The organism is Runella sp. R0.1_18 (assembly GCF_057652155.1).
On sequence record NZ_JBYFCK010000016.1, the window covers coordinates 108655 to 131781 of the forward strand.

The 23127-nt window shown below is 46.4% G+C and carries 9 protein-coding genes; 8 read left to right on the plus strand and 1 reads right to left on the minus strand.

The genetic code is table 11. The annotated features are described in order from the left end of the window. Positions 1-83 precede the first annotated feature (83 nt). On the minus strand, positions 84-13064 hold the full coding sequence (locus AC23P2_RS23390; protein WP_487775447.1) for a hypothetical protein: 12981 nt from the start codon (positions 13062-13064) through the stop codon (positions 84-86). A gap of 184 nt (positions 13065-13248) precedes the next feature. Here AC23P2_RS23390 and AC23P2_RS23395 point away from each other — a divergent pair, with 184 nt between their 5' ends. The 8 genes from AC23P2_RS23395 (at position 13249) to AC23P2_RS23430 (ending at position 23018) form a co-directional block, all read left to right on the plus strand. Next, positions 13249-13518, plus strand: coding sequence for a TIGR03643 family protein (locus AC23P2_RS23395; RefSeq protein WP_122929475.1), 270 nt, complete (start codon positions 13249-13251; stop codon positions 13516-13518). Beyond that, the gene (locus tag AC23P2_RS23400; RefSeq protein WP_487775448.1) at positions 13515-14117 is read left to right on the plus strand and encodes a hypothetical protein; all 603 of its coding nucleotides are present in this window, start codon (positions 13515-13517) and stop codon (positions 14115-14117) included. Before AC23P2_RS23395 ends, AC23P2_RS23400 begins: the two co-directional genes overlap by 4 nt. A 59-nt stretch (positions 14118-14176) precedes the next feature. After that, positions 14177-14863: a response regulator gene (locus tag AC23P2_RS23405; RefSeq protein ID WP_487775449.1), complete on the plus strand. Its 687-nt coding sequence runs from the start codon at positions 14177-14179 to the stop codon at positions 14861-14863. Beyond that, positions 14863-16260, plus strand: a complete 1398-nt coding sequence (locus AC23P2_RS23410) for an ATP-binding protein (RefSeq protein WP_487775450.1) — start codon at positions 14863-14865, stop codon at positions 16258-16260. The genes AC23P2_RS23405 and AC23P2_RS23410 overlap by 1 nt, the downstream gene beginning before the upstream one ends. Positions 16261-16581: 321 nt before the next feature. Continuing rightward, complete coding sequence (locus AC23P2_RS23415) at positions 16582-16734, plus strand: DUF2256 domain-containing protein (RefSeq protein ID WP_487775451.1); 153 nt, start codon at positions 16582-16584, stop codon at positions 16732-16734. Next, a complete protein-coding gene (locus AC23P2_RS23420; RefSeq protein WP_487775452.1) occupies positions 16721-18253 on the plus strand; it encodes a cryptochrome/photolyase family protein in 1533 nt (510 codons plus the stop codon). Before AC23P2_RS23415 ends, AC23P2_RS23420 begins: the two co-directional genes overlap by 14 nt. 345 nt (positions 18254-18598) lie before the next feature. Then, on the plus strand, positions 18599-20125 hold the full coding sequence (locus AC23P2_RS23425) for an RtcB family protein (RefSeq protein ID WP_487775453.1): 1527 nt from the start codon (positions 18599-18601) through the stop codon (positions 20123-20125). 235 nt (positions 20126-20360) lie between these two features. Beyond that, positions 20361-23018, plus strand: coding sequence for a valine--tRNA ligase (locus tag AC23P2_RS23430; protein WP_487775454.1), 2658 nt, complete (start codon positions 20361-20363; stop codon positions 23016-23018). Positions 23019-23127: the final 109 nt, after the last annotated feature.

The window sequence follows — 23127 nt, forward strand, 5'->3', positions numbered from 1 at the left end:
CCTGGAAGGAGAAGGGTTGGGATGAGGTTGAATCCAAAGAAAATTTTGTAACCTGTTACTTTTTGGACAGCCTCAGCTTTAACCTATTTCTTTCGCTTCCGCTGCATCTGCAAAGGCACGCAAGGTATCTCGGGACATTCACAGTTTACTGGCTGCAAAACTACTTTCTTTTCGGCAAAACAGCCGTTGACCGTCATCACTCGAATCACGTAAGTAACCGCCGCCGTTGGGTTGGCAATCGCCTCCAACAACCTTCCGTTGGCAGGAATCGGCTGCTGAACCACCGTTTCATCGTAAGTGGCTCCTACTGTAAGTCCGAAAGTGGCCGTAGATTCAAAGCCTGTTATTTGTAAGTAACCGTCCTTTTTCGCGCTATCACCTAGACAGGTCGGAGGAGATAACAAGACGCCAAATGTGGGCGCGGCTAACCGCGTGATGCTTACCGTGTCCACACAGTTTTCAAGCGTTGAAGTTAAAACAAATCGGTATGTACCCGTTTTGTTCAACCCTTTCACTAAACCTGTACTATCAATCGTTGTAAACGACGGATTTCCACCCACCACGCTCCACACACGTCCATTCGTCGCTTTTGGTAAATTATACGTCAACGTAGGTTCGCACATCGTCACGTTGGGCCCCGCTGGATTATCGGTACATTGTTGCGGTGGATTGGCGTCGCACGAGGTCCGATCTACTTGCTTGACAAACGTACAACCGCTGGCCGATTTTACCGTCAAACTCGCCGTCTGAGTAATCGGAATGTTGGAAACCAAATACGTATCATTTCCTTCCGAAGTGACCGTTCCCAAACTCGACTGCAACGTGCTTTGCGCCGTTACTTTTACCCGTATCGTATAACTCGTCACCGAGCATTGCGCCGATTCTACCGTCAACGATGGCAATTCATTCACCACTACCTCCACCGTATCGCTTTGTTCACAATAACCATCCGTCACTTTTATGATGTACGTCCCTGCCTGCGTTAGTTGCGCATTCGGACGAGTTGGGTTTGCCGCATTTGAACTAAAATTCGCAGGGCCTGTCCAGCTGATACTTGCTCCGCTACTCACCGTGGCCGATAATTGGATGGTTTCTCCCACACATACGCTATCGCCTACGGCAACCACTGACGGTAACGTGGGGCCTGCCACCTCGACACTGTCGGAAGCCATGCAACCGTTCGCATCCGTCACCACCACGCGGTAAAGCCCTTTCGCAATCGACGTCAAGTCTTGTGTCGCCGACCCGTTTGACCAGGCATAACTATAAGGAGAGGTGCCACCAGACACTTCTAAGTTGATGGCTCCCGATTGGGGTGTTGTACAATTTACTTTCTGTGGTGTTAATTGCAACACCAACGGTTCGGGGGCTTTTTTCAACACTATTTTTTCTTCCACAAAACATCCCGTTTCCGAATAAACCCTTAACGTGTAGGTAATATCGGTCGTGGCGCTACCTGCGTTTTTCAATACCAAACCATCGGCAGGGATTGGCGCAAGCGTTTGGTTAACATCATATACATCGCCAACGGTCAACCCGTACGACGAAGTAGCTGCAAAATTTTTCAACTGAATAAAGCCTTTGGCCGCCACGCTGTCGCCCGCACATTGTGGCGAAGAAGCTACCAACTGGTACGTCGGTAGCGCATTGCGCGTGATGCTTACCGTGTCCACACAATTCTCAAGTACTGAAGTAAGTACGAAACGATACGTTCCCTCAAGCGTCAACCCTTTCACCAAACCCGTACTATCAATCGTTGTAAAAGACGGGTTTCCACCCACTACGCTCCACACACGTCCATTGGTCGCTTTTGGTAAATTATACGTCAACGTAGGTTCGCACATCGTCACGTTGGGCCCCGCTGGATTATCGGTACATTGTTGCGGTGGATTGGCGTCGCACAAGGTCCGATCTACTTGCTTGACAAACGTACAACCGCTTGACGATTTTACCGTCAAACTCGCCGTCTGAGTAATTGGAATGTTGGAAACCAAATACGTATCATTTCCTTCCGAATTCACCGTTCCCAAACTCGACTGCAACGTGCTTTGCGCCGTTACTTTTACTCGCACCGTATAACTTGTCAACGAACATTGCGCCGATTCCACCGTCAACGATGGCAATTCATTCACCACTACCTCCACCGTATCGCTTTGTTCACAATATCCATCCGTCACTTTTATGATGTACGTCCCTGCCTGCGTTAGTTGCGCATTCGGACGAGTTGGGTTTGCCGCATTTGAACTAAAATTCGCAGGGCCTGTCCAGCTAATGCTCGCACCGTTGCTCACCGTGGCCGATAATTGGATGGTTTCTCCCACACATACGCTATCGCCTACGGCAACCACTGACGGTAACGTGGGGCCTGCCACCTCGACACTGTCGGAAGCCATGCAACCGTTCGCATCCGTCACCACCACGCGGTAAAGCCCTTTCGCAATCGACGTCAAGTCTTGTGTCGCCGACCCGTTTGACCAGGCATAACTATAAGGAGAGGTGCCACCAGACACTTCTAAGTTGATGGCTCCCGATTGGGGTGTTGTACAATTTACTTTCTGTGGTGTTAATTGCAACACCAACGGTTCGGGGGCTTTTTGCAACACTATTTTTTCTTCCATAAAACATCCCGTTTCCGAATAAACCCTTAACGTGTAAGTAATATCGGTCGTGGCGCTACCAGCATTTTTCAATACCAAACCATCGGCAGGGATTGGCGCAAGCGTTTGGTTAACATCATATACATCGCCAACGGTCAACCCGTACGACGAAGTAGCTGCAAAATTTTTCAACTGAATAAAGCCTTTGGCCGCTACGCTGTCGCCCGCACATTGTGGCGAAGAAGCTACCAACTGGTACGTCGGCAAAGCGTTGCGTGTGATGCTTACGGTATCGGTACAGTTATCCAACGGAGAAACCAAAATAAAGCGGTATTGGCCATTGGAGGTCATACCCGTTACTAAGCCCGTGGTATCTGCAAAGGCCGAACTTGGATTCGATGCCGACGCAATCCAATAACGGCTATTGGTCGGTTTGGGCAATTGGTGTGTTTCGGTTGGCTCACAAATCACCGCGTTAGGTCCCGCAGGATTGTTGGTACATGGACTCGGCTGGTTGGCATCGCAAATAGTACGGTCAACTTTCTGGGACATCGAACATCCTGACTGATTGGTGGCCGTAAACGTGGCTATTTTGTTGTTTGGAATGTTACGAATGTAGTACTTGTTGTCGCCTTCATAGGAAACTGTTCCTTCATCGGACGAGAATTGGGCATTGGGCGAAACCTGCACCCGAATTTCGTACGAATTGGGAATACATCCCGCGTAAATCACCATCACCGACGGACGCTGGTGGATCACCACCTGAACAGTATCAGTGCGGAAACATTCCCCTTTGGTCACGGTTGCTACGTAAGTTCCTGCTTGGTACAATTGCGAATTGATAATCATCGGGTTAGGATTACCCGAAGCATATCCCACAGGCCCCGTCCAGCTAATTTGTGCCGTTGGGTCATAAGTAGCCGAAAGTTTCACGGTATCGCCTTCGCAAACGGTATCTCCCTTGGCCACCAACGACAACAAAGCAGGATTTGCCAGTTGAACACTGTCGGTGGTTGTACATCCATTGGCATCCGAAACCACTACTTTGTACCAACCGCTCTTTAAATCAGCAATGTCCTGCATTTCAGCACCATTTGACCAACGTACCTTGTAAGGCGTTGTCCCGCCTGCAATCGCTAACATCACTTTACCATTCTCTCCATCGTGGCAGGTGGGCGAAGTAGGCGTTAGGGTCAGCGAAAGTGGGTTGTTGGGTTGTGTTATGGTAAAATCTATTTCAATTGAACAGTTATTTTCATCTTTCACCGTCAGGCGATATACGCCCGCTACGAGGTTGGAAATGTCTTGGGTCGTCGCGCCGTTTGACCACGAATAGGTATAAACACCCGTTCCGCCCTGAACGTTAAAATCAATGCTACCGTCGTTTCCGCCAAAACACGATACGTGCTTGATTTCGGCGTTAGGAGCTAATTCGGCAGGTTCGGCCAGTGTTGCTGACGCTGATACTACACACAAATTACTGTCCACGACCGTCAACGTATATGTTCCTGCAGGCAGTCCATAGACGTTTGGTAAAGTAGAACCGTTTGACCACGAATATTTGCAAGGTTTTGTTCCGCCCGAAACTGTCGATAAAATCGTTCCCGAGCTTAGTCCTTTACACGTCACATTTTCGGGTGAAAGCGATAGTTTCAACGAATCAGGCTCGCCAATCACCACGCGGAGGTCGGTACTACAACCATTTTTATCAGTAACCATCAAGGTATAAACTCCTCCTGCAAGGCTCGTAATATCTTCACTTACCGCCCCGTTTGACCACGCATAACTGTACGGTTCCGTCCCGCCAGTCACCGTAACGTCGATGCGACCTGTGTTATCACTTTTGCATTTTACATCGTTGGAAGCATAAGTTGCTTTCAACGGGTCTGGTTCCGAAACGACCACTGTCAGGCTATCAGCACAACCGTTGGCGTCTTTCACTTTTACTTTATACGAGCCCGCGCTGAGGTTGGCAAGGTCTTGAATCACAGCACCATTCGACCATTCATAACTGTAAGGCATCGTGCCACCCGTTACTAATAAATCAATACTTCCTGTTGTACCACCTTTACAGCTTACACTTTGGGCAGTAGCCGATAATTTGAGCGAGTCGGGTTCGGTGAGGACAAACGCCAACGTTCTGACGCACAAATTCGAGTCCGTTACCGTCAGCGAATACGTTCCTGCCTTGGCTGCAAGCAAGTCCTCCACCGTCATACCGTTGGCCCATTGGTAGGTGTACGGTGCTTTTCCGCCGCGCACACTTACGTTGACGTCGGTGGTAGCCCCTTTGCATAGAATTGGTGCGGCTTGGTAAGTGACTATCAATGAATCAGGTTCGGTTAAAATTGTTTGGAAAACGGCGCTACAACCGTTCGCATCTTGCACCGTGACTGAATAAGTACCTACCGCCAGCGATTCAATGTCTTTGGTGGTTTTCCCATTTGACCAAGTGTATTGGTAAGGAGTAGTGCCTCCTGTAATGGTCAAATTGATTTTACCATCGGCACCATTTTTACAATGAACATTCTGCACTACCGCCGAAATATGCAACGAATCAGGCTGCGTCAGGGTCACATTTACTCCTTTTTCACAGCCTTGAGCGTCGGTGACGGTCACGGTATAATTTCCTGCTTTGGTGGCCAAAATATCCTGAGAAGTTGCGCCATTTGACCACGCGTAGGTATATGGTTGCGTTCCTCCGAATACACTAATGTCGATTTTACCGTCGGTTCCTCCGTAACATTTTACGGCCGTCAAAAGGGGTTCAATTTTTAACGAATCAGGTTCGGCTACGGTAATGGTCAGTTGTTTTTGGCAAAGATTGGAGTCTGTGACAGTAACGGTATAAGAACCTGCCTCCAAGTTTTGAAGTTGGGCAGTGGTCGCTCCGTTTGACCACGCGTATTGATACGGTGCTACGCCGCCCGTCACCGAAACTGAAATTTTTCCGTCGTTTTTACTGCGGCACTGGGCATCGGTTTTGGTAAACGAAAGGAGCAGCGAATCAGGCTGAGTCACCGTTACCGACAAGGTGGTTTCGCATTGATTGTCATCTTTCACCACCACCGAATACAAACCTGCGTTTACGCCCGTCAAGTCTTGCGATGTCGCACCCGTTGACCAAAGATAGGTATATGGTGACGTTCCACCCTGAACGGTCAAGTCCACCTTGCCGTCATTGCCATTGTAGCAGCTTACGCGTTGGGTTGTGGCCGACGCTTTGAGGGAATCAGGTTGCGCAATGGTCGTTTGTCCGTTGGTTTTACAGCCATTGGCATCGGTTATATTTACGGTATAAACGCCTGCAGCTAGACCTGTTACGTCTTCGGTAGTGGCATTAGTTGACCACAAATAAGTATAAGGCCCCGTTCCGCCCGTAACTGTCAAATTGGCTTGTCCCGTACTGCTGCCTGCACAATTGGCGTTTAAGGGAACAATTGTTACATCCAAAGGCGTAGGTTCCGAAACTGTCACAGAAGTCGTCACGGTACAGCCTTTGTTATCTTGCACCGTCACATTATATGTGCCCGCAGCTAGGTTTTGTGGGTCTTCGATGCTACTACCATTTGACCAGCCAAAAGTATAGGGTTGCGTTCCTCCCGTGACCGTCAAGTCAATGCGTCCGTCGGCACCTTGGTAACACTTGGTGGCAATGCTAACACCTGACGCCGCAAGCACCGAAGGTTGGGTAATTTCAATATCCGATACTGTAATTTTACAGCCATTCGCATCCGAAATTTCTACGGAATATTTTCCAGCCACTAAGCCCATACGGGTTGCTCCTGTTCCTCCGTCTGACCACGTATAAGTAAGCACGCCCGTTCCACCACTGGCATTAACAGTGATGGTTCCGTTGTTTCCATTGGAACACGACACAGGGGTAGTTTCGTATTGGGCTGATAAAGAAGGTGGTTGACTGATAGTCGTTGATGCAGTTTGTTTTACACAGTTATTTGAATCAATTACCGTGAGGGTATAGCTTCCAACGGGCAAGCCATAGACGTTAGGCGTGGTCGCAATCACGGCATTGCTTGCGTTTTTCCATTCGTAACGATACGGTTTTACTCCTCCCGACACCGACGAAATGAGCGTGCCCGAAGAGCCATTCGGGCAAGTAACATCATTGGAATTGACCCCTACCACCAACTCCGCAGGCTGGCTTATTTGGTTACTTCCTTTGACCGTACAACCATTGGCGTCGGTTACTGTAACGGTGTATTCTCCCGCTACCAAATTAGTCAAATTACGCGTTGTAGCCCCGTTACTCCACGAGTACGTATAAGGCGGAGTTGCGCCGTCAACGGCATCTAAAGTAATCGAACCCGTGGCTTCACCGAAACATTTTACGTTGGTTTGGCTACCAAAAATAAAGAAAGAAGGCGCTTGAGTCACGGTGGCCGAATCACTTTTTACGCATCCGTTGGCATCAGTAATGGTCACTCGGTAAGTACCTGCTTTCAGGCTTATGATGTCTTGTGAGGTTTGCCCCGAATCCCATACGTAGGTGTAAGGCTCTGTCCCTCCCGTCACGGTCAGGTCAATCGCTCCCGTGTTTTCGTTATAACAATTTACGTTTGTCACTGCCTTACTACTTACCAAGGCTAGTGGTTGCGTGATGGTTACTTGGGTCGATTTTTGGCAGCCATTTTTATCAGTTACGGTTACAGTATAAGTAGCGGCCGTTAAACCCGTTACATCTTGGCTTGTCGCACTGTTGCTCCATTGGTAGGTATAAGGTGCGGTTCCTCCCGTGACGGTCAAATCAATCTGTCCTGTTGTGGCACCGTTGCATTTTACATCCACTTGCGTAGTTGACAATTGCAAAACGGTTGGTTGGGTAATGGTATCGCTTTGGGTCACCGTACATCCGTTGGCATCTCGCACCGTAACACTGTAAACACCTGTAGATAAACCCGATAAATCTTCAGTTGTTGCGCCGTTTGACCACGCAAATGTATAATTTGGCGTTCCGCCTGTTACCGTCAAATTGAGGCTACCGTTCGTTAAACCATTGCACGTAATGGGAGTTCGAGCTATCAAAGCTGTCAACTGAGCAGGCTGCCCTACCGCAGCAGAAGCCGTGGCGGTACATCCTTTTGCATCTGTCACCGTGACCGAATAAGTACCAGAAGCTACGTTGCTAATGTCCTCTGAAGTAGCCCCGTTTGACCAAAGGAAAGTATAATTGGGCGTTCCGCCCGTTGGGGTTAAATTAACACTACCCGTAGCCGCACCAAAGCAAGTGGCATTGGTCGCTACTGCCGAAGCAGCAGGTAAAGGATTGACTACCAACGTGACTTTTCCGACGCTAAAACAGTTTTCATTCAGTCTTGAAACGCGCACAAAAACCGAATCTCCATTCACCGCCGAACGCGTGCTTCCCAAAGGACTTATGTTGGCGGCGGCATTGGCCCGAGTTGCAAAGTAAGTTACCTGCATATTGGCTTGTCCACCCGTTACCATGGCATTGGCATTGGTCAAGGTAAAATCAACGCGACCGTCGCCGTCATCGCACTTTTCGAGCGTCGCGTCGTAGGCAACGGGCGCTGGGTTGATGGTGATTTGTACCTCATCGGTCGTCACGCAGCCGCTGGCATGGGTCGTGCTCAGTAAATATTTGCGAATGATGGGCGTCGTTCCGTTGTTGACCACCGTTACAGTTGGGTTGGCCACGGTCGTACTGCTTAATTCACTCAACAATGCCGCACCCACGGGCGTCCACTCGTACGTATAACCTGCCAAGCCTGCGCTACAACCTAATTGGGCGGGGGCATTGCTACAAGTAGTGGCATCGGCGCCCGCATTTTCGTATTTAAAATCACCTCCCAAATTTTTTTGATAAGTCGTACATGCACAGCCTTTTACCAACACCACCAACGGACACGGAATCGGTTCCGAATAAGGAATAGCGCCGCTTAAAGTGATGGTTTCGTTGGTGGCAATGGCTTGCGTTGTCGAATAGGTTTGAAGCAATACGTCACCTGTAGTATAAGTGCCGCTCTTGTCCTTGTCTTGATAAAGTTCAACGGTTGTAGCATTTCCAGCAGCTACAGGAGCTCCCGTATTTTTAAACTTAAATTGCCCCGTTGCACTGCTACACGTAAAGGCAATACTGTGAGAAACGTAGGTAAAATTGGCCTTTTTAACCGAAATAGTATCCGAAACAAGCCCCGTCAATACCCTGAAATCGGGACAAAGCGTAGTGCCACAAAATACATCAAAAGGCAAAGAAGTTTGGGCAACCACTTGCTCGGTGCTACAAGAGGTTGAGGAGTTTACCTGTACTTGGAACGTAAGATTCATTGCGCCACCAATGGGCATTCCAGCCGCAACTCGCCACGTCAGTGATTTACCTCCGTTGGGCAAATTTACAACTGTATAACTATTCAAATTGGGCGGACAAAAACTTGAACTACATACCACCGAACCCGCTACGGGCAAATAACCCACAGGCAGCTGAACTTCCACCAAACCACTGTCATTGGTGGCTGACAAACCTAAATTTAAGACGCTTACTCCAATCGGATAATTGACATTGGCACAGGCATTAATGGAAGGCAGCGAAAGACTCACCTGCGTTTTGTAAGGCGTATTGGCACCCCGAATATTCACGGCAAACCCTTGAACATATTCTGAATTTCCCAGTGCTGGATTCGCACAAGGGTCTTTACCAAACACCCGCAACCCAAAGGGTTGTCCAGATAATAAATCGCAATTTGGTTGAAGTTTAAAACGAATGACAGCTTCGTTGTTGGGTGCCGAACCAACCCCCGACAGGCTTTTTCCCGTGCCAAAGTTGGTGGGATCAATAACGCCCAAATCAAACGGTAAAGTCGAGTTTTGGGCATTTTGTGCTGCTAAAATTAAGTTATCTCCTGCCGTGCTGAAAATTCGTTTTGTTGTTCCTTTGGGATATTCAATCGTGCCTGACCCCGCAATGTAATCCAACCCAATCTTCCCGTTATTGGTCGGCAATTCAAGATTAGCCAAAATACTATTGACCGAAGTAGGCTGCCCCGACACAATGCGCACTTCTACTTCAAACGGCTGGCACATGTCGAAAGGCCCAGCGGCTTTGGTAATGGTGGCCGAAATCTGAGAAGGTTTTACCTCGTAATAAAGCGATAATGAGTCTGAAATATAAGGAACAGTAGCTAAGGTAGAACCGCTGGAAAGCCCTAAGCATGACCAACTTGTAAAAACTTGAATGGTATCTCTTCCGCAAAAGTTAGTCGTCCCCGTGATACGGTACCTCCTACTTCCATTCCTCGATATGGTTGAGCTTCCTTGGTAAATTCCGCCCGCGTTGGGAGCAATATTAACTGCTGTACCCGTAATGTCTTGTACTTGGGTCAAGACGAACGTCCCGTTTTTGCTCTTAACAGTCAGCCACGGAAAAGGCGCATCGGCCAAGGTAGAGGTATTGCTCACCACCACATCCCACGACACCGAACTCGACGTGGCGTTGACTGTAGGCTGTGAAGTGCTCAGTTGCAAACGAGGCGCGTTATAGTTTACGGTGCTACTCAAGTTAGTACTATTGACGGTCGCTCCCGTCAGGGCCGAGAGTGGTGACAGATTTCGGTATTGCGTAAAAGTCCGAATGGAACTGGAAGAATTGACGTAACCCGCCGCCCCAATGGGCGTAAGCGTAAGTGTCTCGCGCAACGCGTAGCCTTCTTCGGGATAAGGCAAAAGCCCGTTCACAAAAAGTTGTTGAAGATTAACAATCAAAGTGTCGCCCGAATAGAAATAATACGAACTTGGGATGGTAATGTTGGTCGTCGTTGTATTATACCCTACCGAGCGAGTCAACGATATATCGACTTTATTGATGGTATAAGTGGCAGGCGAAGCCAACGTTTTGGAAGTAGCGGGTACTTGGAAAATGCGGTATTCGTTGGTAAAAATGTTAGCGCCTGCGGTAGTGCTGGTAGAAGTTCCAACGCTAAAATTGAAGTTGTTGACCAACGTAAAACTGCCACAACCGTTCAAATTTGTGTTTGAAGTAGTGGTGCTGTTAAAAATATCAAAGTGCCGCACCCGTCCTTTACGCGTTCCACATTGGTACTTTTGACCTGATGTAGGTGCTACGACGTTGGCGACATAAAACTCTGGCGTAATATCCAAAACCTCCTCAACTGACGAATTGGCCGTGAGGTTATTAGCAATGTACTTGGCCGTTACCACCACCGAATCGCCGTTGGCAAACGTAAAACTTGCGGGCAAACATGACCTTGAAATCAAGGTAGTCGTGCTAAAATCGTAGGTAAATACCTTGGTTGTTGTACCTGTTACTGTTGCTGAGAGGTTCGTACAAGTATAAGAATTAGCTCCTCGTATAATTTGGACTGTATAACGCGCGTCGGCTATTTCGTCGGCGTTGGTGATGGAAGCCGTGGCATATCCATAGGTAAAACTAGGAATGGTTGCCGACGTTTTAACCCTTCCAGCATAGACGGCACGAAGGGTATCGCCGACCACAAAACGGTCTAACTTAGCCAAATCAAGGTTTCCTGTAGCATCGGGGCTGCTGTCATTATTATTATCGGGGCTGCCCGTTGTTATGCGTCGAATGTCGTACAAGGCCCAGTTCATTCCGTGCGTACAGGCACCGCCTGGGCACAATAATTCGGTGACAATACTCGAACACTGCGGCGGTAAAGCTCCACAGCCCGTTGTACAGCTTGGGTCAGTTATAAATTGCGACTGAAAACCAATCGTTTTATTTCCTGCCGTACCACATTTAGCGGTGAGTTTTAGAAGTGCCCTTGCGCGGGTTTGGCTAAAACTAATGGGGGCATTGAAGCGCACCGTAAGCACTCCCGCGGTATAATTGAAAAAGCTGGGAGTTCGGGTCACACCTCCTGCATCAATGAACGAAAAGTCAGCGGCATTCCCCGAAAATAAAAATCCGTCGGGAATTGTGTATTTATATTCCAAATAGGCAGGCGCAGTGTTATAGTTTGAAGGAATACTACTACTGTTTGAAAGCACCTCCATCGTAAACGTCTGACCATCATAGATTTGCAAAGGCGAATCTAACGTAAAAGTATTGGCAGTATAACTTTCGCTTTGTCCCGACTGAATCGTGCGGGTGTAAGTTGTGGTCGCACAAGCCCCACTGTAGGTACCCGAATACCCCCAACGGCGCGGCGTATAAGCGGCGTTACAAGTAGCAATACAACAAGAAACGGTGTAAAAATCAATGAAAGCCGTATCGCCAGGTGCTATTGTCGGAATGGTGATTTCCATTCGTGACGGGGAATTAGCAGGGGCGCAGGCATTGGTTGCCGTCGCTAATTGGTTGGGCGTAGCTGTTTGGGGAGTTCCAAAATTTTTGATTCGGTACGAATACGGCCCTGCCAAATACAATTGCTGGGTGTTGTCAAAATTGGGCGTACTGTTTACCGTTCCAAACTGCACTTTTACGTTGGTGGCGGCATAGGCCGTTGTATTGGCCACCACAATGGTTTGTTTGGCTGGCGTATCAAAACAGCGCGGCGTGGTCGTTCGGGTTGAAAAAGTGAGCGTGGGCTGCACAGTCGTTACCGAAATCGAAGACGTATTGTCAGTGGCCGTTTGGCAAATTTGTCCATCGCAGCCCCATTGCGCAATGAGCTTCGACGTCACAGTACTTGCTGGGCAGCAAGGGTTTACGGTAATTTTATATTGTAAAACAAAATTTTCATTCAATTCAAACGCTTCGTCACCGTCGCCAATAAATTTAATCAACGCCTTGTTGAAAGCTACTTTTACCGAATCACCCGACGTGCTGATGGCCGACACGGGAATACTGATGTTGGTATTGGCGGGATTGATGCGAAAATCGCTGTAAGTAAACTTGCCCGCGCTGGTAATGTCGGCAAAAAGAAACTCCTCTAACTGCCCAAATGACCCATTGCTGATGGTCATGCTACGGGTGGCGGTTTGGCCAGGATTAATCGAAACGGGCGAAGTACTTGCCGAAGTGATACTCAATGACGCATAAATTACGTCGTAATTGACCGTTTTTGTTCCCAAAATCGAAAGGGTTGTTCCACTGCTATTTTTAATGGAAATCACGTCTTGAAAACCACCGCCGCTGATTTTTTGGGCACGGGCGGCACATACGGCCTTTTTCCGAAACGAAAATTTCAAGGTCGTATTGGCAGGCCAAGAAGCTACCGTAAAGTTGGGGGCATTTAGATTCACTGCCGTTCCGACCACCGCAGGGCCTTGTAAGGACTGCGTAGAAGTTGGAATCATTTGAATGCCCACGCCCAACTGAATCGTAATGGTCGCGTTGGTCAGGGCTGTACTACCATTGGTAATGGTAACGACGGTTTCCGCACCGTTGGGTTGGCAAGTAATGGCGGGGCTTTCGCTCGTGAAGCTATTGACAAGTTGCGCATAGGACCCTTCAACTGAAAGAGCTAACCAACAAACTATCAATGCAATGGCTTTATAGAAATAATGTTTCATTCGTCTGCTTTGGCTTTCGATTACAACTTTTCGAACTGTGCCTAGCGTGTCCTCAACAAGCGTGCCAAAATTCCAGTAACGAGCTATACTAATAACGGCTCGCAAAGACGGCTTTTTCAAACAAAATATCCATAAACTATGTTTTCATTTCATACAACCTCACTCGCTATTTTCCGAAAAAAGCATGTTGACCGAACAAGATATTGATAGAATAATTCAGATGGCATGGGAAGACCGAACTCCTTTTGAAGCCATCGAAGCACAGTTTGGACTGAAAGAAAAAGAAGTGATTGCGACCATGCGTACCCACATGAAACGCAGTAGTTTTGAAATGTGGCGAAAACGAATGAACGGCCGCAGCACCAAACACCAATCCTTACGCACCGACGAAATAGACCGCTTCCATTGTTCTCGTCAGCGTAGCATTAGTCTTAACAAAGTTTCAAAACGATGACATTAACTCACTGGATTGGAATTGATTACGGCTCAAAAACTTCGGGCAACACTGTCATTTGTCACCACAATGGTCAGGTACTTCAGTTTTACGATGCCGACCGCCGCGATGCCGATGCGTTTATCATACGCTTTATTGAACAGCCTCAGTCATCCTCCATTCAACACGTATTTATCGACGCGCCACTCTCATTGCCTGGAGTTTATACGCGGCAACAAGGCTGCACCAATTTCCATTATCGGCAGTGCGATATAGCCCTCAAAGCCATGTCTCCGATGTTTTTGGGCGGCCTCACAGCAAGGGCGATGGAACTACGGCAAACGCTCACTACAAAACATGCCCTTTCGGTATATGAAGTATATCCAAAAGCCCTTGCTCAACTCGAATTAAAAAATCAATACCACAAAAAATTATCTAAAATTGACTTCTCCAATCTTTGCGATTTGCTCACTTTCAAGTATCCAAGCCTACTTTTTAACGAATATCCACGCCACCAACATCAGTTTGACTCGCTGCTTGCGTGGCTTTCGGGTTATCGTTTTATCCATCACCAACACCAAATTATTGGAGAGCCCTCCGAAGGTCAAGTGGTCATTTAATGACTTTTTAAGCATTCTTTGTTTAATTGCAGCCTAATTCACCACCCATTCAACTGTGTATGAAGCTATTAGTTGTTGAAGATGATGTAAAAACGGTACAATCTATCCGTCAGGGACTAGAAGAAAATGGCTATGAAGTTGATATTGCTTACGACGGCAAAATCGGCCACCTTTTAGCCAAACGTACAAACTATGACCTCATCATCACGGATGTCATCGTGCCCGAGCTCAACGGCGTGGATTTTTGTAAACTACTTCGCCAAGAAGGCATTCGCACCCCGATTGTCATGCTTACTGCTTTGGGCGCAATCGAAGAAAAATTAATGGGTTTTGACGCAGGCGCCGACGACTATTTGGTAAAACCCTTTGACTTCTCCGAATTGTTGGCCCGTGTTCGTGCTTTGCTCAACCGCACTTCTGACTCGTTTCCGATTACTTCTTCCACTTCCCTTTCCTACCATGATTTGGAAATGAATATTGATACCAGAATTGTCAAAAGACAAGGAAAACGTATCGACCTCACGGCCAAAGAGTTCTCTTTGCTTGAATATTTACTCAAAAACACGGGGCGGGTTTTGACGAAAGTTGATATTGCTGAAAAAATTTGGGACATTCGGTTCGATACAGGCACCAACGTCATAGAGGTATATATCACATTGCTCCGAAAAAAAATTGACAAAGATTTTTCGGAAAAACTTATTCACACTGTTTACGGCGTTGGCTATGTTTTAAAACTTGACCAATAATGAACATCAGGACACGACTTACCGTCCAGTTCACGGTACTGGTATCAAGTATTTTGCTCATTACCTTCCTAACTATTTATCTTTTAAGGGTCGAATACGTAGAAGAAGAATTTTTTGATCGCTTAGAAAAAAAAGCGCAAACAACGACCGAACTTTTAATGAAGGTCAACGAAGTGAGTTCCGACCTACTCAGAATTATTGACAAGTCAAATTACGATGTATTTATCAACGAAAAATTAGTTGTTTACAACGCCAAAAACCAAGAAATTTATACCAACAACGACACGATTACCTACCAAATTACCCCTGAATTATTAAACCGCATTCGTCAGGAGAAAAAAGTTCGGCTTACCCTCAATCATCAATTAGCACTGGGCCTTTTTTTTGCCGATTCGTACGGTGGCGTAACAACCATCATTGGAGCGGAAGATTTGTGGGGCAGGGAAAACTTAGAGAGTCTCCGCCAAATATTGCTCTGGCTTTATTTGCTCGAAGTTATCCTTTTTGGTTTTGCAGGATGGTACTTTTCGGGCAGGGCTATGTCCCCCATTACGCGTATTATCAACCAAGTAAAACAGCTATTTCCCAACCAACTTGACCAACCCCTGACAGTCGAAAACCCACAGGATGAAATTGGGCAGCTAACCCTCACTTTCAACGATTTATTGAGCCGTTTGTCCGAGGCATTTAGGCTCCAAACCCTTTTCATCTCTAACGTTTCACACGAGCTAAAAAATCCGCTTATGCGCATGGGGACGCAGCTTGATGTAGCGATGCTAAAGGAAAGAAGTACTATTGATTATCAATCACTTATTGTATCTGTTCGACAAGACATTCGAGAACTTAGTCAGCTTGCTGAAACCCTGCTTCAACTCGCCAAAGTAAATGACGAATCGCAACGTATATTCTACGGAGAAGTTCGCATAGATGAAGTGCTTTGGGATGCGCGCAGTCTCTTGTTATCTGCTGAGCCCAACTATCTAATTACCGTCCAATTTGACGAAGATATCAATAGCGAAAACCAGTTATTAGTCAACGGCAACCCGCATTTGCTCAAAACTGCCTTTGTGAATTTGATGGAAAATGGATGCAAGTTTTCTGACAATTCCCACGTCAATGTACACGTATTTTTTACCAAAGCAGGTATTCAATTGGAGTTTCAAAATACGGGTGAGACCATTGCTTCCGACGAAATGAAACTCATTTTTCGGCCTTTTTATCGACGCGACGGAGCCTCCCATATTAAAGGCTACGGAGTCGGCCTATCGTTAGTAGAACGCATCATAAAATTGCACGAAAGCTGGCTGAATGTGTCCTCTGACCAAACCACTCGCACAACCATTTTCACCATTGTGCTTCCGTATTCAAAAACTAACGACAATTTAGTAAGTTCTTAATGACTTTTTAAGCATTGCCACCGTACATTTGTGGTGTAATGGTTTTCTTATACAGTAAGAATAGTTGAAAGAAATAAAACCGACGTCCGTTTGTTGAGCGTCGGTTTTTTTAAGTGTTTGTGTGTAAAAATACCATCTAACCTAACACAAGAATTCGATAGACTTATTATCGTAAGAGAGAAAGTATAATGTGGGTAAAGTAAGTTCTTACGGTCTAATTGATCAAAGCAACGGCAGGGGTTTTCCTCCTGCCGTTCTTTTTTGGGCTCTTACAAACAATTTTACCTAGCGGTAGTTGATTCTTCAAAACGCATTTGCACCTTGAAAAAACAACACTTACCTACCAAAACCTGCCTCGTGTGCGGACGCCCATTCACATGGCGCAAAAAATGGGAAAAAGTATGGGAAGAAGTGAAGTATTGTAGCGACCGCTGCCGCAGTCAACGAAACAAGAAAAACCTTGAAAACACTTAGACTTATTTTAGGCGACCAGCTTAATTATCAGCACAGTTGGTACACTCAGACTTCGACCGACACCCTGTATGTGCTGATGGAAATGCGACAAGAAACCGATTATGTGGTGCATCACGTCCAGAAAGTCATTGGCTTTTTTGCGGCCATGTACAATTTTGCGACTTACCTACAAAAACGGGGGCACCGTGTCGTTCATTTACGCATCAATGACCCCAACAATCTTCAAAGTTTGACCCAAAATCTTGATTGGCTCATTGAACAAAACACCATCGAGTGTTTTGAGTACCAGCTACCTGACGAATACCGCCTCGATCAACAGTTAACTACTTACTGTCAGCAACTTAGCATTCAAAGTAAAAGCTATGACACGGAGCATTTTTACACGACCCGTGAGGAAGTAGCAGAGCTTTTTAGTTCAAAAAAAAACTACCTTATGGAAAGCTTTTACCGCACCATGCGCAAAAAACATAAGGTACTCATGGAAGGTGCTGAGCCCGTTGGGGGGCGTTGGAATTTCGATAGTAGCAATCGAAAAGCGTTTAAAGGTAGTCCGACTCAAATTCCTAGTCATGAGTTTTCTCACGATTATCGGGATATTTTGGAGGAAATTGACCGCGCAGGAGTTCGGTATTTGGGCGCTCCCTTCGCCGACCGTTTTCCTTGGCCTACGACCCGCAACCAGTCGCTCGAAGTCCTCGACTTTTTTCTAACATTTCTTTTTGCCCATTTCGGAAATTACCAAGACGCCATGCACACGGGTCACTGGTCGTTGTTTCATTCCAAGCTTTCGTTTTCGCTCAACACCAAAATGATTAGCCCAGCGGAAGTAGTCAACGCCGCCGTTGACTACTGGAAAACCCATCCTGAGCGCGTCAGCATTGAACAATGCGAAGGCTTTGTCCGCCAAATTTTGGGCTGGCGCGAATACATGAGAGGGATTTATTGGGCAAAAATGCCTGACTATCAGCAACTCAATTTTTTTGGGCACGAGCGTTCACTTCCCGATTGGTTTTGGACGGGTGACACGAAGATGAATTGCCTCAAACACGCGATTGGGCAAAGTCTTCAATTCTCTTATGCACACCACATCCAGCGACTAATGATTACGGGTAATTTTGCACTTTTAGCAGGCATCCATCCCGACGAGGTAGATCAGTGGTATTTAGGTATTTACATCGACGCCATCGAATGGGTAGAAATCACCAATACCCGAGGCATGAGCCAGTATGCTGACGGGGGAATCGTTGGGTCCAAGCCCTACGTTTCTTCCGCCAACTACGTCGATAAAATGAGCAATTACTGTGCGTCTTGTTTTTACGATAAAAAAGCAAAAATTGGCGAAAAAGCCTGCCCGTTCAATAGCCTTTACTGGCATTTTTATGAGCGAAATCGGGCGCTATTGGAGAAAAATCCGAGGATTGGAATGATGTATCAATTGCTCAATAAAATGTCTAACGCCGAAAAACAGGCCATCTTGGAGCAAGCTGAATCTCATCTCAGAAACCTACAAAACCTTTGATTATCAAATATTTACAAAAATCAGGAAATTTTTACAAAAAATAAATCCAACAAATCATTGGAAAATACAATTTTGTTTTCCCTAATTTTGTAACACAAATTAAAACAAACACAACTATGCTACCGTATTCGCAAATTATAGCAATTGGCCAAGTCGCAGATGTCTGCGTCAGCGATGCTATGCGAGTCGGCAAGTATGTGTTTTAGAGCGAAATTCCTCCTTCAACATACCCAGCCCGACTCTTGCAAGTCGGGCTTTTTTTGTGCCACTTTTTTCTTAACAATTTACCTTCTCCTGTTTGGAATGACTGGCCCAACAAGTTTCAAATTTTCACAAACTATTCAGATGAACAGTTTATTCACCATCGAAGAAATCTTAGTACTGGCTGATATTCCAGCCTCATTGCATACTACCTTTTTGCGAGTTGCCAACAGGCTTCACCAACACGCCGAATATCCCAAAGAAAAGATATTTGAGCTTTTTGCTCGAATGTTGGAAAACCCTAAAAAGTTTGCTTACTCCAAAAACAAAGTAACCAATTTAGCCAAGTCCATTTACGACCTGCAAAAGGAAAAAGTGTTCATTCCACTTTCAGAAACAGGCAAGTCGTTTTTACCGCCACCTGAGCCTGCGTTTGTGTTAAGCGCTTCTGAAAAACAAGAAGTTACAGCGTTCGACTTGCGTGAAGCGCCGTTGCCTTACACCATTTTTGGGCGAGAGCATATCGAGCAAGGAGCATTAGACCAAATGAAAACGGCGGCGAGTCTGCCGATTTCTATCGCGGGGGCGCTCATGCCCGATGCCCACCAAGGCTACGGTTTGCCGATTGGCGGCGTTTTGGCCACCCATCCAGAAACGGTCATTCCGTACGCAGTCGGGGTGGACATTGCCTGTCGAATGTGTATGTCGATTTTCGACTTACCTGCCGATTTTTTTAAGCGAGAACCTCATTTATTAAAACGAACGTTGGTTGAAAATACCAAATTCGGAATGGGGGGCGAAACGAGTAAAAAGTTTGACGAAAGTGTAATGGACTTGCCAGAATGGCGAGCGACCAAAATCATCCGTGACCTAAAAGACAAAGCTTACCGTCAGTTGGGAACGTCGGGTACGGGCAACCACTTTGTCGAATGGGGCGTTGTGGAAGTCTTTGAACAAGACGACCTCCTCGGCCTACCCGTTGGCAACTATTTGGCTTTATTATCGCACTCGGGGTCGCGAGGTTTTGGGGGAACAGTTGCAAATTACTACTCCAAACTCGCCATGCAAAAAACACGTTTACCCAAATCAGCAGCACATTTGGCGTGGCTCGACTTAAACACCGAAGAAGGTCAAGAGTACTGGATTGCCATGAATTTGGCGGGCGAATATGCTTCGGCCAATCACCACGAAATTCATGCAAAAATCGCGCGTGAATTGCGAGAAAAGCCCCTGAAAATGGTCGAAAACCACCATAATTTTGCTTGGAAAGAAACCCTTTCCAACGGAGAAGAGGTGATGGTTCACCGAAAAGGAGCCACCCCCGCAGGCCCCAACGACCTCGGAATTATTCCAGGTTCAATGACGCAGCCAGGATTTGTCGTACGTGGAAAGGGGCACGACACCGCACTCAACTCAGCCTCTCACGGAGCAGGGCGCGTCATGTCGCGAACCAAAGCGTTTGAGAACATTACTCGTCATCAACTCAATAAGATTTTGGAGGAGACCAATATCCAATTGATTGGTGGGGACTTAGACGAAGCACCGATGGTCTATAAGAACATCGAAACGGTGATTTCAGCCCAGCAAGACTTAGTGAAGGTTTTGGCTAAATTCAGTCCTAAAATCGTCCGAATGGCTGACGCCAACCGAAAAGAAGGTCGAGAAGATTGAAAAAGCACCCTGTCGGCGTTTAAGGCGCTGACAGGGATAAGGGGATTTTTCCGTACTTTTGCAAAAAAAATAGAATGACAACGCCAAAAACCTTGGCCTTTCCAATGAGCAAATAGCCACGGCAACGGGGCTTCCATTAACCACAATTGAAACGCTTTAAAACTAACTATTATCATTACTAAAATCTCCCTTTTTTAGGAACGATTTAAGTGGGGTTACTTATAAACCAATAAACATGATTTCAAAAACCTACAATCCGCGCGACATCGAAGACAAATGGTACAGCTATTGGATTGAAAACCGTTATTTCAATTCAAAGCCCAATCCTGACAAAGAGCCTTATACCATCGTCATCCCACCGCCCAACGTAACGGGGGTCTTACACATGGGACACATGCTCAACAATACCATTCAGGATGTCCTTGTCCGCAAAGCGCGCATGGAAGGAAAAGAGGCTTGCTGGGTTCCTGGCACCGACCACGCTTCGATTGCGACCGAAGCCAAAGTGGTGGCTATGCTCAAAGAAAAAGGAATACAGAAACGCGACTTAACCCGCGACCAATTTTACGAATATGCGTGGGAATGGACGCACAAGTACGGCGGAATCATTCTTCAGCAGTTGCGCAAATTAGGTGCATCATGTGACTGGGATCGTACACGTTTTACCATGGAACCCTCTTTGTACGATGCCGTTATTGATACTTTTATCGACCTATATAATAAAGGATACATTTACCGTGGCCACCGAATGGTCAACTGGGATCCTCAAGCCAAAACAACGGTTTCGGACGAAGAGGTTCTTACAAAAGAGGTAATGACCAAGTTGTGTTATTTACGATATAAAATCATCTCCCAAACCCCCGATGAGGGCACTGCTAGTGTCGATGATGAATACATTATCATCGCGACAGTTCGTCCTGAAACGATTATGGCAGACTCAGCCATTTGTGTTCACCCTGACGATGAGCGTTATAAGCATTTACATGGAAAAAAAGCGCTGATTCCGCTCATTAACCGCGAAATACCCATCATTACCGACGAGTACGTTACGATGGACTTCGGAACGGGTGGCTTAAAAGTAACTCCCGCGCACGACCAAAATGACTATGAATTGGGGCTGAAACATAACTTACCCATCATTGATATTTTGAACGAAGACGGTACGCTCAATGAAAAAGCCCAAATTTTAGTAGGCGAAGACCGTTTTATTGCACGTAAAAAAATCATCAAACTTCTTGATGAAGCGGGCTTTGTTGAAAAAATCGAAGACTACAAAAGTAACGTAGGGCACTCAGAACGTACCAACGCTGTCATTGAGCCTCGTTTGTCGTTGCAATGGTTTGTGAAGATGAAAGAGCTTTGCCAGCCTGCCCTTGAAAACGTGATGAACGACAACATTCAGTTGGTACCGCCTAAGTTTAAGAATACTTATCGAGTGTGGATGGAGAACGTTCGCGACTGGAATATCAGCCGACAGTTGTGGTGGGGACAGCAAATTCCTGCTTACTATTTGCAAGACGGAACAGTCATTGTGGCCAAAACAAAACGCGAAGCGCTCCGTAAAGCCCAACACGAGTATCAGCTATTTGCGCTTACGGAAGAAGATTTGACCCAAGACCCCGACGTAGTAGATACGTGGTTTAGCTCGTGGTTGTGGCCAATTACTGTTTTCGATGGCTTGAAAGACCCTAACAACGAAGACATTAACTACTACTACCCTACCAACGACCTCGTGACAGCACCTGAGATTTTGTTTTTCTGGGTAGCACGAATGATTATTGCTGGGTATGAATTTAGAGGAGAATTACCATTCCGTAATGTATATTTAACAGGGATTGTTCGTGATGCCAAAGGCCGTAAAATGTCTAAATCGTTAGGAAACTCTCCCGACCCTTTGGACTTAATTAATATTTACGGAGCCGACGGAGTTCGTACTGGAATGTTGTTTAGTTCACCCGCAGGAAATGACCTTCTTTTTGACGAAAAACTGTGCGAGCAAGGCCGTAATTTCTGTAATAAAATTTGGAACGCTTTCCGCTTGGTGAAGGGATGGACAGTTACTCCCTCTTCCAATGAAGCAGGTCAAACCGCGGCCCTCCCTATTGCGTGGTTTGAGGCAAAATTGAACCAAACCATCGCCGAAGTACACGATTTGTTCAGTAAATACCGCTTGTCAGATGCGCTCAATGTAATTTATAAACTCATTTGGGATGACTTCTGCTCGCAGTACCTCGAAATGATTAAGCCAGGTTTTGAACAACCTATCGACCAAGCCACGTTTGAGGCAACCATTGGATTTTTTGATAAATTAATGGCGTTGACTCATCCGTTCATGCCATTTATTACGGAAGAAATTTGGCAAGACATCCGTCCACGTGGCGAAAAAGAAAGCCTTTGCGTAGCCGAATTCCCCAAAGTTGCGCCGTTTGATGCAACGATGTTGGCTAATTTTGAGATTTTCTTTGAGGTTGTTACCAACGTTCGGAACCTACGTAGCACCAAAAACATCAGCCCTAAAACAGAGCTACCGTTGACCATCAAAACTGAAAATCAAGCACTTTACCAACCATTTGAAAGCCTGCTTGTGAAGTTAGCGAACATTTCGGACATCAGTTACACTACGGGCAAAGCAGAAGGTATGTCGTTCTTGGTAAAAGCCGACGAGTTTTTTGTCAACTTGGAAGGCGAACTTGACGTAGAAGCCGAACGCGAAAACCTTCAGAAGGAACTCGAATATACGCTTGGTTTCAAAAAATCGGTAGAAGCGAAACTGTCAAACGAACGTTTTGTACAAAATGCCAAAGCTGACATCGTTGAAAAAGAACGTCAAAAACTAGCCGATGCCGACGCTAAAATTGCCACCATTCAAGAAGCATTGACTCGTCTCAGCTAATGGTCAGACGATAGTCAGACCGACCAATAGTTAGACCAATAGCTGACCTAATAGTGGGTATGGTATTTATTTGCGTCTGACTGTCGTCTGACGCGTAGCTAGGCAACAA